Genomic DNA, 13,363 nt, shown 5'->3' with positions numbered 1-13,363 from the left:
TACCCTACAATGGCTGTTACCAAAAAAAAGGAAAGCAATCCCCCTATCACATTAGATTATCATGCTGTAAAAAAATCAGCGCTCATTTTACGGGCAATCAATCACAAATTGCGCCAGCAGATTTTACAACTCATCAACGAAAGCGGGCAATTAACCGTAACTGAAATATATGTGAAGCTTCGCCTGGAACAATCAGTGGCATCACAACACCTGGCTATTTTACGCAGAAGCAATATTGTTAAAACCACACGTGAAGGCAAGTTTATCTGGTATACTGTTAACCACGACAGACTTAACGAAATTGAACAGTTTATAAAAAGTCTGTTGGGGTAATTCTACCTTTCTGTTACCGAACTCTTATTGGCGCTTGTCTACAGATCTTCTGCTTACGTACATTTGCAGAAACTGTATACATCATGTTCATTCAACAACTCTACACAAACTGTCTTAGCGAAGCAGCCTATTATGTTGAAAGCGAGGGAGAGTGTGTAGTTATTGACCCTATGAGAGATGTTGATGCCTACATCAACCTCGCAAGGGAACGCAATGCAACGATCAAATATATTTTTGAAACGCATATTCACGCCGATTTTGTAAGTGGTCATCTCGATCTTGCAAAAGCAACAAATGCACCTATTGTTTATGGGCCAAATGCTTCCACTTCTTTTCCAATTTATGTTGCAAAAGATCGTGAACAGTTTAAAATCGGCAAACTGGTACTTGAAGTATTGCACACACCGGGACACACAATGGAAAGCTCCTGCTTTTTGCTGAAAGATACGCAGGGAAAAAATCATTGCATTTTTACAGGCGATACGTTGTTTGTTGGTGATGTTGGCCGCCCCGACCTTGCACAAGGCGGAGAAGTTACACAAGAAGAACTTGCAGGAAAACTCTACGACTCTTTGCAGGAAAAAATTATACCGCTTGCCGATGATGTGCTTGTTTATCCGGCGCATGGGCCCGGCAGCTCCTGTGGTAAAAACCTTGGCCCTGAAACGTTCAGCACCATTGGTGAACAGAAAACAACGAATTATGCTTTACAGCAACAAACAAAAGAACAATTCACTAAAGCCGTAACGCAAGGATTGGAAGCTCCTCCAAAATATTTTCCCGTTAATGTTCGCATTAACAAAGAAGGCTACGATTTATTACAAACAGTTTTACAAAAAGGTATGACAGCATTATCAATCGACGCATTTAAGCAACTCCTCAAACAACCAAAAACAGTATTACTCGATACACGAGCTGCCGCAACTTTTACAATCGGTTTTATACCCGGTTCCATCAGCATTGGACTGGAAGGCCGATTTGCAGAATGGGCTGGCGCTTTGTTATCGTTTGATGAAAACATTGTGCTTGTATGTGAACAGGGAAAAGAAGAAGAAACCATTACACGACTTGCACGTGTTGGTTTTGAAAAAATAACTGGTTACTTATCCGGCGGTTTTGAAGCGTGGCAGCAGGCAGGAGAAGAGATTGATATGATTATTGATGTGGAAGCAGACGAACTTGCAATGGACTTACCACACGACGACAATTTAGTTGTGGTTGATGTACGTAAAGAAACAGAGTTTGCCGAAGGACATGTAAAAGATGCCGTAAACCTTCCTTTAGCTGAAATGAACGATCCCGGATTAATTGCCAATATTGAAGATCGTGATAACCTCTATGTTCATTGCGCCGGCGGTTACCGTAGTGTAATTGCATCGTCTATTTTAAAAAAGCAGGGCTTTCATAACCTGCGTAATGTAGTTGGTGGTTTTGAAAAAATTAAAGAACAGAAAATTGATATTGTAAAAGAAAACAGTGTACTAAATTAATAACAAGAAAGCCGGCGAACTGCCGGCTTTCTTGTTATACAGTAACAATGCCATTTTTTATGGCATACATCACAAGTCCTACCCTTGTTTTCAGCTCGAGTTTTTCAAACAGCGCATCACGGTAACCATCAATTGTACGTGGGCTCAGAAACATCTTATCTGCAATTTCCTTGTACGTCATTTCTGTACAGGCGTAGCGCAGAAACTCAATTTCACGATCGTTTAAACTATTCAATTCTTTTTTTGGTGCATTGGCTTCTCCCAACTTATTAATTGTATGAATTAAGCGACCGGTCACCAATTCCGAGTAATAAAAACCCTTTTGTCTTACAGAATCAAGCGAACGTTTTAACTCTGCTGGTTCACTGTCTTTTAAAATATATCCTTTAGCTCCTGCTTTAAACATTTTAATAATTGCATTCTCACTATCGTACATCGAAAGTGCAATTACCATCACCAGCGGATAGTGTTCCTTTAGCCATTGTGCTGTTTGGTAACCATCCATCTCCGGCATATTAATATCCATCAACACAATATCTGGTTCGCCATATGCTCTGATCTGTTGCTGAAAATGTTTTCCGTTATCTGCCTGAAACAATACGACGTATTCACCAAATCCATCTACTACAGATGCAAGTCCGTTACGGAGCAGCACATGGTCATCTGCCAATGCTACTTTAATTTTTTGCTGTTGTTTCATCGGTTGTATTATTTAACGGTAATTGAAGCTGCAGTTTAGTTCCTGCACCCGGGCTGCTATACAAAAAAAAATGTGCACCAATCAAGGCTGCTCTTGCCTGCATATTACGTAACCCAAGACCAAAGCTGGAATTATCCGGATCAGTTAATGGCCCTAGATCAAACCCCTTGCCGTTATCGTAGATAACTATTTCCATTTTGTCTTTACTAAACAGGATGGCAGTGTTCAGTACACTTGCGTTAGCATGGCGGATAACATTGTGAATAGCTTCCTGCACTATGCGAAAAAGAATCAGCTCTTTTTGTTTACCAAGTCTTACAGTAGATCCATCAATAGCAAATCCGGTTTCTATGGTACCTGTTTTTTTAAGAAGAGCCAGTTCGTATTCTATTGCCCGAATAAGCCCCATTTCTTTTACATAGTCTGTATTGAGGCTACGGCTGAGATCCCGAAGATCCTGTATGGCTTTGCCGATAAGCTGTTGACTCGTTTTTATTTTTTCAGCCGAAGCACTTTCTTCAATAACAGTTGTTGCTAGGTTTAATTTGGCCAAGGTGAGTACCTGACCTACATTATCATGTATTTCCTGCGAAATATTTTTAAGTGTGTGCTCCTGTATTTCCAGTTGAGATTTAAGGGTTTCGCTTTGGAGCTTTTCGAGCTTTGTTTTATTAATGAGCAGCCGCTTTTGATAAAATACAAACAGTATCAAAATAAATAACCCCAGCAATAAAAGAATGATGGTTACTGAAATGATTAATATGAATAATTCTTTTTCTTCCATTGCAGAACGAAACCAATTGTAATTAATGAATATAATACAATGCTCATTGATTTTGTAATGATCAATTGTTGGGATGCAAGAACAGTATTATACTTGGTAAGTAATTTAATTGCCCCGATAAACGGAAGCGCTCCCAAAAAGTAAAGCAAAAAGCCACTGCTGATCCAAAAGAACGGCTCCCTTAACGGATTCTGAAGGCTGTCCTTATCCATTAAAGAATACGTATAAATCAATGATAAAATAATTACATAAATACCGCCTGCAAGAAAGTAACTAGAATGCAACACAAAAAAACTTCTATAGAAAAACAAGTTGAATACAAAGAGCAGTACAGTTAACCCGATAAACGATAAAAAAACTAAACGCTGTATTCTTCTCTTCTTCAACACATCAAAATATATCCACGCAAGCATCGGAAACCTAAAATACGAATAGCAGTTATAAAAAGCGATTGTATTAACTGCTCTTTTCTTCAGGAAATAGCAAAGCACCTCGTTGAATAAAGTTACTATAAGAAAAAACACCAATGCCTTGTTCCAAACAGGGCTTGCTTTCTTTACTAAAAGCAAGCCCGTAATTACAGAAGCGGCAATAAAGCTGATGTAGATAAAGTCGATCAAGCTCAAAAATTTAAAAGTCCTTCAGGGTCACAAACCGGAGGTGGGCAAAGTTGACCATCATTAAACTGTGTATCTTTTTGATCTTCACCACCTGCTTCATCCAAACCACTCGGTGGTTGATCGGGGTTCGACAAAATATCAAAATGAAGCGGACCACCTGGCTTGCCCTCTCCTGTAGGAACAAGCACAACAGTTAATTTTCCTTTTTTATTTTCATCAATATGATTTTCAGAATAAGCAGCTAAATAAATACGTAAGCCATCAGGAAAAACTTCTGCTTCCATGTACGGAAGTTTGGTTTCTTTAAGCATTCCCGTTTCGGGATCTCTAACTAAACCTAATGCTTCATAAAATACTTCTTTACTAAACCAAATACCCCGGGTGTCGTTTGGTTTCAATTTTTTGTCGAGCTTATGATCCCGATAATTTTTTGCAAGCCCTCTGGCTTTACCTGTGGAGATTCTGGACATGATTTCAATTTAAGTTTTATAATAACACATTCAATAACCAGCCAAATAAAAATAAAGTGCTTCTTATTTGGATGGGTGTTTTCACCCTCTTGTTTAATAAATATATAACAGCGGAATAAAACTTACTATGCAAGAGTAAGTTAATACGACTTTATGCAACAGCTGTTCGAATGAAATAGAAAAAGTTTATTCAAAAATCAGAAAGTATCAAAGGCTACTTGTCAGGAGAAAAGTAGGTACAAACAGGCAATACATGATCTTATATACTATTGATGTTTGTTGATATGTTTACAGAACTCTTAAGAAGCAATCCATTTGTCTCTGTATGCTTCGTTCCATGCATGCTTCCATCGTCTGTGGCTCCACAAGTAATTTGCAGGCCGTTGACGAATTGATTGTTCTACTTTATTTACAATACTGCGTGTGAGTTCTCCTTCTTGATAACTATTAGGATCTGCAGTAAGTAATTCAAGCTTATATTCATAATAGCCTCTTTTCACTTTATAAAAATCGGCGTAGATAACAACAGTATTATTTCTGCGTGCCCCTTTTTCAGGACCAACAACAAACGGAGCAGGTTTTGAAAAAAAGTTTAACCAGTATGCTTTAGAAGGATCGCCGGGGTTTTGATCGCCAACAAGAATTAAAGCGTATTGTTGTTTACTGATTTCTTTGAACTGAGCTCTGAAATCTGTTGCAGCAATAAGTATACTACCTGTTTTTTTGCGGATATCATAAACGAGTTTATCTGCTGCTTTATTCTTAATGGGCATATACACTACCACAAATGGAATTTCACTTACAGAAGCCACTCCAAGATTTGCAATTTCCCAATTAAAAAAATGCCCGGATACCACCTGCACACTTTGTCCTTTATCTTTCCATTGATTCAGTATTTCTGCATTTCCCTTAAAGCGTTTGTTGATCTCCTTCTCACTCCAGCTCATCAGCTTGATCATCTCGATAAAATTATCGCAGAAATTATGATAGAATGCTTTCATAATTTCTTTTCGTTCCTTGTCTGTCTTTTCCGGAAAAGCAATGGATAAGTTGTACAGCACCACCTTCTTCCTGTAGCCAAAAACATAAAAAAGCAAAACGTATACAAAATCGCTCAGTATGTAAAGCAGGCGTAAAGGAATAAACGAAAGCAGTTTTAAAAATCCGTACAGGATATAATACATAGTATGAAGATATAAATTCGGCAAACGTTATCTGCTTACAGGACAATATTCTGCAACAGCGGATTTTTGTTTGGATAATCGGTGTTAAAATGAAGGCCCCTGCTTTCTTTACGGAATGCCGCTGCTTTTGTAATAAGATAACCAACCGTAATCATGTTACGCAACTCCATTATTTGCGGAGAGATGGTTGTATTACGATAAAGCTCTTCCGTTTCTTCCCACAACAGATCCAGCCTGCGCATAGCCCTTTGCAAACGAATATCGTTGCGCACAATGCCTACATAATCACTCATCACCTGTTGCAATTCTTTAAGGCTTTGTGTAATTAAAATCATTTCCTTGGGCACGCTGGTTCCTTTCGCATTCCACTCCGGTAATTCCGTTTGTGCAACTGTAAACATTTTCATTTGTTCAACTGCATCCAGGTAACTGCGGTGCGCAAATACCATTGCTTCTAACAATGAGTTACTCGCAAGGCGGTTGGCACCATGCAAACCTGTACTTGCACATTCGCCCGCAGCATACAAATGCTTAATAGAAGTGCGTCCCCATTCATCAGTTTTAATACCACCACAACTGTAATGCGCTGCCGGGGCAACCGGTATCATTTGTTGTGCAACGTCAATACCCAAGCTTTTACACTTTTCGTAAATATTGGGGAAGTGATGAATAAACTTTTCAAGATCCATATGCCTGCAATCGAGCCACACATGTTCGGTACCGTTAATTTTCATTTCGCTGTCGATGGCTCTTGCAACAATATCACGTGGCGCAAGATCTTTACGTTCGTCGTAACGTTCCATAAACGCTTCGCCCTTATGGTTACGTAAAATACCCCCATCGCCACGTACAGCTTCTGTTATCAGGAATGCCTGTCCCTTCTGACCTGCCTCGTACAAAGCCGTTGGATGAAACTGGATGAACTCCATATTTTCAATACGGCCTTTTGCACGATACACCATTGCCACACCATCGCCACTTGCAATAGAAGGATTTGTTGTAGTACGATACACCTGCCCGTTACCACCTGCTGCCAGCATGGTAATTTTCGACTGTATAATTTCAATACGGTTAGTTTGCAGGTTAAGTGCATACACACCATAACATTGTATATCGGGTGTTGATTTTGTTACCAGGTAACCAAGGTGATGTTGTGTAATGAGATCAACAACAAAATAATGATTCACGAATTGAACATTCTTAAGACGACTTACTGTTTCCAGTAATGCCCTTTCCATTTCGGCACCTGTAACATCTTTATGATGCAGAATACGGTGCTCACTGTGCCCGCCTTCTTTTCCCAATGCATAATCGCCATCTTTTTCTTTATCAAAACGTGCGCCCCACTCAATAATTTCGTTTACCCGTAATGCACCTTCTTTCACTACAACTTCCACAATATCTTTATTACAAAGACCATCACCGGCAATCAACGTATCATCAATGTGTTTTTCAAAACTATCGTTCTCCAGATCGTTTACCACTGCAATACCACCCTGTGCATATTTTGTATTGGTTTCATCTGCCATTGATTTTGTCACAATCAATACCTGCTTATCCGGACAAGCTTCTGCCACCTTAATTGCATACGTTAAACCTGCAATGCCCGACCCAATCACCAAAAAATCTGTTTGCATAATTTTTATCTATAAGCTAAAGTTAGTGAAACATAAATGTTTGTGCGTTGCATGCATACATTGCCAATATTTTTTCAAAAAAAGCTTGTCAAAAAAAAGTTTGATGCATATCTTTGAAATATAATATGAAGCTGACCTGTTTTACAGATCCCCTTTATAGAAAAACACCTGATCCCTCTTGTAAATTATCAATGTAAACGTTTGTTTTAGCGAAACAGCTTTGTGCTGAGCGTATAAAAACGACATGTTTATTATTCTTGTACAAGCAAGATTTTTGGTATTGAATTTGTAAAGAAAAAAGAGATAAGATATCCATAAAAAAACTGTTCTGCACGAGCTCTGGCTTATCAGCTTTTATGCAATGATGGGGGCATGTGCAGAATTTTTTTGTGCCTATGCCACCACCATACAATCGGTTGTTAGAAAATTACTTTGAAGGTATTAGACTCTGCGTTGTCCATCATTTCTGATAACGACGTAGACAGAAACACCGAACGCTTATCATCGGACAGCTTTGCATTTTTACCTTCCAGTCTTTTTGCAGGACGAGGTAATTTAATGGTTACCATCATGTTCATTTGCGACATAAACATTTCAGCTCCCTGCATTTCCTTTCCCATTTGCTCCTGCATTTTTTCTTTTGATAATGCAACACGTTCAATGCTTGTATCGGTAATAATATAGGGCGTTCTGTTAAACGGCAATCCTCCATTCATTAATCCTTGAGAAGGATCCATTTGATCATTTGGTCCGGCAATTGCTTCTGCTTCCTTTTGCTGCTGCTTCTTCAACTTATTTAAAGAATCTACTTTATCATACACTGCAAAAAACTTTTTTAAGTCGGCTGCATTCTTTACCGGAAACTGCATTACCACATTCATCTTATTTCCCGGCATATCCATTTTAACATGTGCCGTACCATTGTAGAAATAAGCTTTCTCTTCTTTTGTAAACTCACCACCCGAAGAATCAATCATTCCTTTCAATGAATAAACAGAATCCATTACCCTGTTTGAAACACTGTCGGGAATTTTATCGCCACTCATACTTTTTATCATTGCCATCATCTGGCTCATGTCAACATCTATTTTATAAAAGCCATTCCCTTCTTTTGCAAGATCAATTTCTTCGTGCATACTGCATGATGTTAACAACAATAAGGCAGCAACAACAACTGATAAGTATTTGTACATGATTTGTGTTTAATTAAATGATTGAACTGTTATTATGCCGGCTCTACCCAGGCTTCGTTTTCTTTTAAGAGATTAATGAGTTCATCAACCGCAACCTCACTGTCTACATTACGTTTCACGACTTCTTTTCCTTTGTACAAGGTAATTTTTCCCGGACCACTGCCCACATAACCAAAGTCAGCGTCGGCCATTTCGCCGGGACCGTTTACAATACAACCCATGATGGCAATTTTAACACCTTTGAGATGATTGGTTACCGAACGGATTTTTGCAGTGGTTTCCTGCAAATCGAACAATGTTCTTCCGCAACTGGGGCAACTGATGTACTCGGTTTTGGAAATACGTGTACGTGTTGCCTGCAATAAGCTGAATGCAGTATTGTTGATGAACTGTTCAGGCGATTGATTGGAAAGATAATTACGGCCACTTGTGTTTTGCGAGTAGCTTGCTGTTTGCAGTTCGTAACTGTTTGTACTCATGCCAAGGCAAACACCGTCGCCCATACCATCCAGCAACAATGCACCACACTCAGTTGAATAATGAATAAGATGCTCATCGGCTGTACTCCAGTTGCTATCTGTTATTAATACAACCGGATTTTGAATTTTACGGTTCATCAGCTCAATAAACATTCGACGCACACTCTGCATAGCATTTTTATTGGTACTGCTTAAGCAGAATACTACTGTCGGGTTATTGGCTAATTGATCGAGATAGGTATAATCGTTGATAGTTTCTTCATCGTTATAACAGTCGATCATTACAAAATTCAACTGTGCATGTTTCTTCTCTGCTTCAACATAACCGCTATCCATAAAAATGGGATAGTACTTTTGTTCGCCTGCACTTGCTGCCGTTGTTTCTTTCCATGTTTCAGGATAAACAATCACTTTTAATGTACCGGGTAATTCAAAGTTGAGTTTTTGGTTTGCAGTAAAAATATAATCGGCTGCCATATCGCCAATGCTCCACTTATCGGTTACCTCATCATATTTATAACCAACCTGCTCCAGGTCTTTCGGAGTAATCTTTTTCAGCTTACTTAAATCGGCAATTACAACAGGTACTTGTTTGCCACCGATATTGCTTACTTCAAATGTTTCTCTGCGTTTATACTCAAATGGAGAATAAGGTAAGCTGCCGGTATGAATAGCAGGTACGCTACTATGGGCTGTTGTCTGTCGACTGTCGACTGAATAACGCTTCACCAGATCACGACAAACAGGAATTTCAAATTCCGGATCTTCGGTTAAGCTTACACGAACTGTATCGCCTATACCATCTTCTAACAACGTACCAATACCTGCTGCACTTTTAACACGGCCATCTTCACCATCGCCGGCTTCGGTAACACCAAGATGCAACGGATAACATTCGTTGAACTCTCCATACATGTGTTGAATAAGCAAACGATACGCCTGTACCATCACCTGCGGGTTACTGCTCTTCATGCTCAACACAATGTTGTGAAAACTTTCTGCCCGTGCGATACGCAAAAACTCCATTGCACTCTCCACCATTCCAATAGCAGTATCGCCATAGCGGCTCATAATGCGATCGCTCAACGAACCATGATTGGTGCCGATACGCATTGCTGTACCGTACTCCTTACAAATTTTTACCAGCGGCGTAAAACGTTCACGAATACGATCGATTTCTTCGAGGTATTCAGCATCGGTATATTCAATCTGCTCAAACTTTTTCTTATCCACATAGTTGCCGGGGTTTACACGCACTTTCTCTACAATACGTGCTGCAATTTCTGCAGCGTTGGGCGTAAAATGAATATCGGCCACCAACGGTGTGTTATAGCCACGCTTGCGTAACTCGTTTTTAATATTCTGTAAATTCTCTGCTTCTTTTCTGGAAGGCGCAGTTATCCGTACCAATTCTGCACCGGCTTCAATACAGCGGATACTCTGTTCTACCGTACCCATTGTGTCCATGGTATCGGTAGTGGTCATCGTTTGTACACGGATAGGATTGAAATTGCCCAGCAGCAGATCGCCTATTTTCACCTCTTTTGTCGCCAGTCGTTGATAATCCGTTAAGGAAGGAGTATAGAGAAACATCAATCTGAAAATTTGAAAATTGATTAATTTGAAAATTTCCGGCAGACTGCTTTGGAAATTCGTACAAATGTAACAAAGAAAGGGCTGCAAGGTTGAGTAAAACACGGCCCGATTCAATTTCAAATTTATCAGAAAGTGGTTGGCTACCAGTCTTTTTCGGGTTGGTTGGGTGCACCGGTCTTCTTCTGCACCTTTTCCTGCAGTTCTTTTTCTTTTTGCTCCAGCGCTTTCAGGTATTGCTCAGCCTGCTTTTTGGTAAGCTTGCTTTTTTGCGGTTTGGGTTGTTGAGGCTTCGGTTGTTCCTTTTTCTTTTCTTCTTTTGGTTGCTGCTGTTGCTTTTGGTTCTTCTTCTTTTCCTCGGGCTGCTGTTGCTTTTGTGCACGCAAAGCTATCTGCAGGTTTTTTCTTACCTCGTCATCATCCGGCGATAAACGCAGCGCCTGTTTATACGCTGCAATTGCTTCGGGCAGACGGTTGTTTTTATGCAACAGCACCGCCTTGTTGTACAAGGCTTTTATTTTTAAAGCCGGATCGTCGGCTGCTGCAATAGCCTCATCAAAAGCTTTAATGGCCTTGTCAATTTCTTCACGCTTGTACAATGTGTTACCAAGGTTATATCCGGCAACAGGCGTAGGCTTTTTTTCCAATGCCTTGCGGTAAGACTCTTCTGCTTTTTCGTAATTCCCTTCTTTGTAATAACGGTTTCCTTTAACCACATCACCATCCTGTGCGTATGCATATACACACAAAAAAGAAATTAAAATGGTGATGATCAGCTTCACGTGTTAATTTTTATTTGATTTTTTGCCACATGTTATTCGTCACAATAAAATGTTCATTTCGTTTGGTAATAACATGAACATTTTATCATGGCTCATTTCATATTTTTTTATTGATTGCCGTCGTTACCTTTTTCCGCTCCGTAATAAATACTTCCATCGTTAACAACAAGAATGCTGCCAACAGGAACCACATAAAATGGTAGTTGTAATTTGCCTGGCTTACTTCTCCTTCCACTGCTTTCTTTTCCAACTGGTTGATGACATTTGTAACATCGTTCAACATCTCATCGGTATTCTGCAGATTGCCATACAAACCACCATTGACCGCAGCCAACTGCTTTAGCAAGGGCTCGTTCAACTTGGTAACAACAGTTTGTCCAAACTTATCTTTCTTATAATCTTTTGTTTCCGGATCGGGTATAGCCGATCCTTCTGCTGTACCAAGGCCGATTGTAAGCAACAAAATACCACCATCTTTCAATTCTTTGGCCATCCGTTCTGCTGCTTCATCGTGATCTTCACCATCGGTGATAAGGACAATAATTTTATAGCGTTTACTGTTCTGCGGAAAACTTTCTGCTGCCAACCGCAACGCCTCACCAATAACAGTGCCTTGCGTAGGAACAGCATCCGGAGCAGCAGATTGAATAAAGAGTTTGGCTGCACCCTGATCGGCGGTTAAGGGCATTGGTAAATAAGCCTTACCTGCAAACCAGATCAAGCCAATACGATCATCAGGCAACTGATCGAGTAGTTTTGTAACAAACAGCTTGGCTTTATCTAACCGGGAGGGCTTTACATCATCGGCCAGCATGCTTTTGCTTACATCCATGGCAACAATGACATCACGACCTTTCCGGTTGACTGCCTCTGCTTTACCGGCAGTGCGTAAGTTGGCAGCACCAATGGCTGTTAAGGCCAAAGCACCTAAAATGAGGTAAAACTTTATGGAAAACTTTTTAGCAGAATGATTTACCGTTAACAAATTCACCAGTTGCTCATCGCCTATTTTCTTCCTTGTTATCGTTTTCCAGCGTTTATTCAATACAAACAACAACAGCGCCGGTATTACCAACAGCAGCAACAGCAAATATTCAATATGAGCGAAAGAAAACAACATGTTCGGTTACGGGTACAAGATACCGGAATAGAGCAATAACGGCAAACAGGTTGCAAAAGTTGCGCCAATGTTTATTCTAGCCGATAGCCGATGGTTATTAGTAAATAGCCTTTAGCTGAACCTCAAACCAGAAACCTTAAACTATAAACAAGAAACTGCTTTACTTCTTCCCCTGCATAAAATCGTAATGCTTGAGAATAGCTTTCAACAAAGCCAGGCGATTAGTACGCATATCGTAATTACGATCGGGCGATTGTACCAGCAGTACAAAGAAATAAGGGTGACGGTTCTCTTCGATCCAACCTACGATCCAACCCACATTATCGCCTTTTTCATCGAAACCCCAGCCTGTTTTGTACGACAGCTTGTAGAGTGAATTATCTTCCTGCAGCATTACTTTACGAACGATCTGCTGCGTACGTTTTTGAAAAGGTAATTGTTCGAAGTATAAACGCTTCACCAAACCCAATTGCTCATCGGGCGAAATTTTTAATTGATTGTTGAGCCAGAACGAATCGACAGCAGTACCGATTTGCATGTTACCATACTTGATCGAATCGAGCCAATATTGCATGGTATCTTTTCCAATACGGCGGGCTACTTCCTGGTAATAAGGAACAGAAGAAACTTTGAACGCTTCTTCCATTGTTAAATCTTTGTTCAGTTCTTCACGTTCCCTTACAACACCATCCCATTTAATGATCATTTTCTCATCGAAGATTTTGCCTGTTTCCAGGCCAATTAATGAGTTAACAATTTTAAACGTGGAAGCCGGTGTATAACGCTTGCGAAAATTAGCTGAGTCGTAAATGGTAAAATGCGCCTGTGCATTATCGAACATGGCAAACGATCCCTTGGCTTTGTACTGATCGAAGTATTGCTGCAGATCGTTATCAATACTGAAATTATTGATAGAACAGGAATTGAAGAAGAGCACAACTGCCACCAAAATTGAAACAAGACGCATACCGTTGAAAT

13 protein-coding genes are annotated in these 13,363 nt (G+C 39.9%); 2 read left to right on the top strand and 11 right to left on the bottom strand.

Features of this window, described 5'->3' with window-relative positions:
* Window positions 1-9 precede the first annotated feature (9 nt).
* Both IQ13_RS07820 and IQ13_RS07815 read left to right on the top strand, forming a co-directional pair.
* Window positions 10-333, top strand: a complete 324-nt coding sequence (locus IQ13_RS07820; RefSeq protein WP_144885680.1) for an ArsR/SmtB family transcription factor — start codon at window positions 10-12, stop codon at window positions 331-333.
* A gap of 83 nt (window positions 334-416) precedes the next feature.
* Complete coding sequence (locus IQ13_RS07815; protein ID WP_144885678.1) at window positions 417-1,823, top strand: MBL fold metallo-hydrolase; 1,407 nt, start codon at window positions 417-419, stop codon at window positions 1,821-1,823.
* A gap of 34 nt (window positions 1,824-1,857) precedes the next feature.
* Here IQ13_RS07815 and IQ13_RS07810 read toward each other — a convergent pair whose 3' ends face one another.
* The 11 genes from IQ13_RS07810 to blaOXA all read right to left on the bottom strand — a co-directional run bounded on the left by IQ13_RS07810 (window position 1,858) and on the right by blaOXA (window position 13,352).
* Window positions 1,858-2,523 (bottom strand): response regulator transcription factor, encoded by a 666-nt coding sequence (locus tag IQ13_RS07810; protein ID WP_144885676.1) that lies wholly within the window; start codon window positions 2,521-2,523, stop codon window positions 1,858-1,860.
* Window positions 2,501-3,307, bottom strand: a complete 807-nt coding sequence (locus tag IQ13_RS07805) for a sensor histidine kinase (protein ID WP_144885674.1) — start codon at window positions 3,305-3,307, stop codon at window positions 2,501-2,503. The genes IQ13_RS07810 and IQ13_RS07805 overlap by 23 nt, the downstream gene beginning before the upstream one ends.
* Window positions 3,280-3,927 carry a hypothetical protein gene (locus tag IQ13_RS07800; RefSeq protein ID WP_144885672.1) on the bottom strand — a complete coding sequence of 216 codons (648 nt, stop codon included), beginning with the start codon at window positions 3,925-3,927 and terminating at the stop codon, window positions 3,280-3,282. Before IQ13_RS07800 ends, IQ13_RS07805 begins: the two co-directional genes overlap by 28 nt.
* Window positions 3,928-3,929: 2 nt before the next feature.
* Window positions 3,930-4,325: a hypothetical protein gene (locus IQ13_RS07795; protein ID WP_144885670.1), complete on the bottom strand. Its 396-nt coding sequence runs from the start codon at window positions 4,323-4,325 to the stop codon at window positions 3,930-3,932.
* Window positions 4,326-4,696: 371 nt separating this feature from the next.
* Complete coding sequence (locus IQ13_RS07790) at window positions 4,697-5,581, bottom strand: lysophospholipid acyltransferase family protein (RefSeq protein WP_144885668.1); 885 nt, start codon at window positions 5,579-5,581, stop codon at window positions 4,697-4,699.
* A gap of 35 nt (window positions 5,582-5,616) precedes the next feature.
* On the bottom strand, window positions 5,617-7,218 hold the full coding sequence (nadB, locus tag IQ13_RS07785; protein WP_144885666.1) for an L-aspartate oxidase: 1,602 nt from the start codon (window positions 7,216-7,218) through the stop codon (window positions 5,617-5,619).
* A gap of 419 nt (window positions 7,219-7,637) precedes the next feature.
* Window positions 7,638-8,411, bottom strand: coding sequence for a hypothetical protein (locus IQ13_RS07780; protein WP_144885664.1), 774 nt, complete (start codon window positions 8,409-8,411; stop codon window positions 7,638-7,640).
* A 32-nt stretch (window positions 8,412-8,443) separates the two neighbouring features.
* Window positions 8,444-10,483: a (E)-4-hydroxy-3-methylbut-2-enyl-diphosphate synthase gene (ispG, locus tag IQ13_RS07775; RefSeq protein ID WP_199758208.1), complete on the bottom strand. Its 2,040-nt coding sequence runs from the start codon at window positions 10,481-10,483 to the stop codon at window positions 8,444-8,446.
* A 143-nt stretch (window positions 10,484-10,626) separates the two neighbouring features.
* Window positions 10,627-11,265 (bottom strand): tetratricopeptide repeat protein, encoded by a 639-nt coding sequence (locus tag IQ13_RS07770; protein ID WP_144885660.1) that lies wholly within the window; start codon window positions 11,263-11,265, stop codon window positions 10,627-10,629.
* Between the two features lie 97 nt (window positions 11,266-11,362).
* On the bottom strand, window positions 11,363-12,385 hold the full coding sequence (locus IQ13_RS07765) for a VWA domain-containing protein (RefSeq protein ID WP_144885658.1): 1,023 nt from the start codon (window positions 12,383-12,385) through the stop codon (window positions 11,363-11,365).
* Window positions 12,386-12,545: 160 nt separating this feature from the next.
* The gene (blaOXA, locus tag IQ13_RS07760) at window positions 12,546-13,352 is read right to left on the bottom strand and encodes a class D beta-lactamase (RefSeq protein ID WP_144885656.1); all 807 of its coding nucleotides are present in this window, start codon (window positions 13,350-13,352) and stop codon (window positions 12,546-12,548) included.
* Window positions 13,353-13,363 lie beyond the last annotated feature (11 nt).

Origin of the sequence: Lacibacter cauensis, assembly GCF_007830055.1 — a bacterium.
Taxonomy (GTDB): Bacteria; Bacteroidota; Bacteroidia; order Chitinophagales; family Chitinophagaceae; genus Lacibacter; species Lacibacter cauensis.
The sequence above is the reverse complement of the archived record's forward strand: the minus strand, read 5'-3'. Positions and strand labels throughout refer to the sequence as shown.

What these genes read in the sequence shown, in the direction of transcription:
- IQ13_RS07810 (WP_144885676.1), bottom strand. Translation starts at nt 2,523, where the DNA reads ATGAAACAACAGCAAAAAATTAAAGTAGCATTGGCAGATGACCATGTG.
- IQ13_RS07780 (WP_144885664.1), bottom strand. Translation starts at nt 8,411, where the DNA reads ATGTACAAATACTTATCAGTTGTTGTTGCTGCCTTATTGTTGTTAACA.
- nadB (WP_144885666.1), bottom strand. Translation starts at nt 7,218, where the DNA reads ATGCAAACAGATTTTTTGGTGATTGGGTCGGGCATTGCAGGTTTAACG.
- IQ13_RS07790 (WP_144885668.1), bottom strand. Translation starts at nt 5,581, where the DNA reads ATGTATTATATCCTGTACGGATTTTTAAAACTGCTTTCGTTTATTCCT.
- IQ13_RS07815 (WP_144885678.1), top strand. Translation starts at nt 417, where the DNA reads ATGTTCATTCAACAACTCTACACAAACTGTCTTAGCGAAGCAGCCTAT.
- IQ13_RS07820 (WP_144885680.1), top strand. Translation starts at nt 10, where the DNA reads ATGGCTGTTACCAAAAAAAAGGAAAGCAATCCCCCTATCACATTAGAT.
- ispG (WP_199758208.1), bottom strand. Translation starts at nt 10,483, where the DNA reads ATGTTTCTCTATACTCCTTCCTTAACGGATTATCAACGACTGGCGACA.
- IQ13_RS07805 (WP_144885674.1), bottom strand. Translation starts at nt 3,307, where the DNA reads ATGGAAGAAAAAGAATTATTCATATTAATCATTTCAGTAACCATCATT.
- IQ13_RS07765 (WP_144885658.1), bottom strand. Translation starts at nt 12,385, where the DNA reads ATGTTGTTTTCTTTCGCTCATATTGAATATTTGCTGTTGCTGCTGTTG.
- blaOXA (WP_144885656.1), bottom strand. Translation starts at nt 13,352, where the DNA reads ATGCGTCTTGTTTCAATTTTGGTGGCAGTTGTGCTCTTCTTCAATTCC.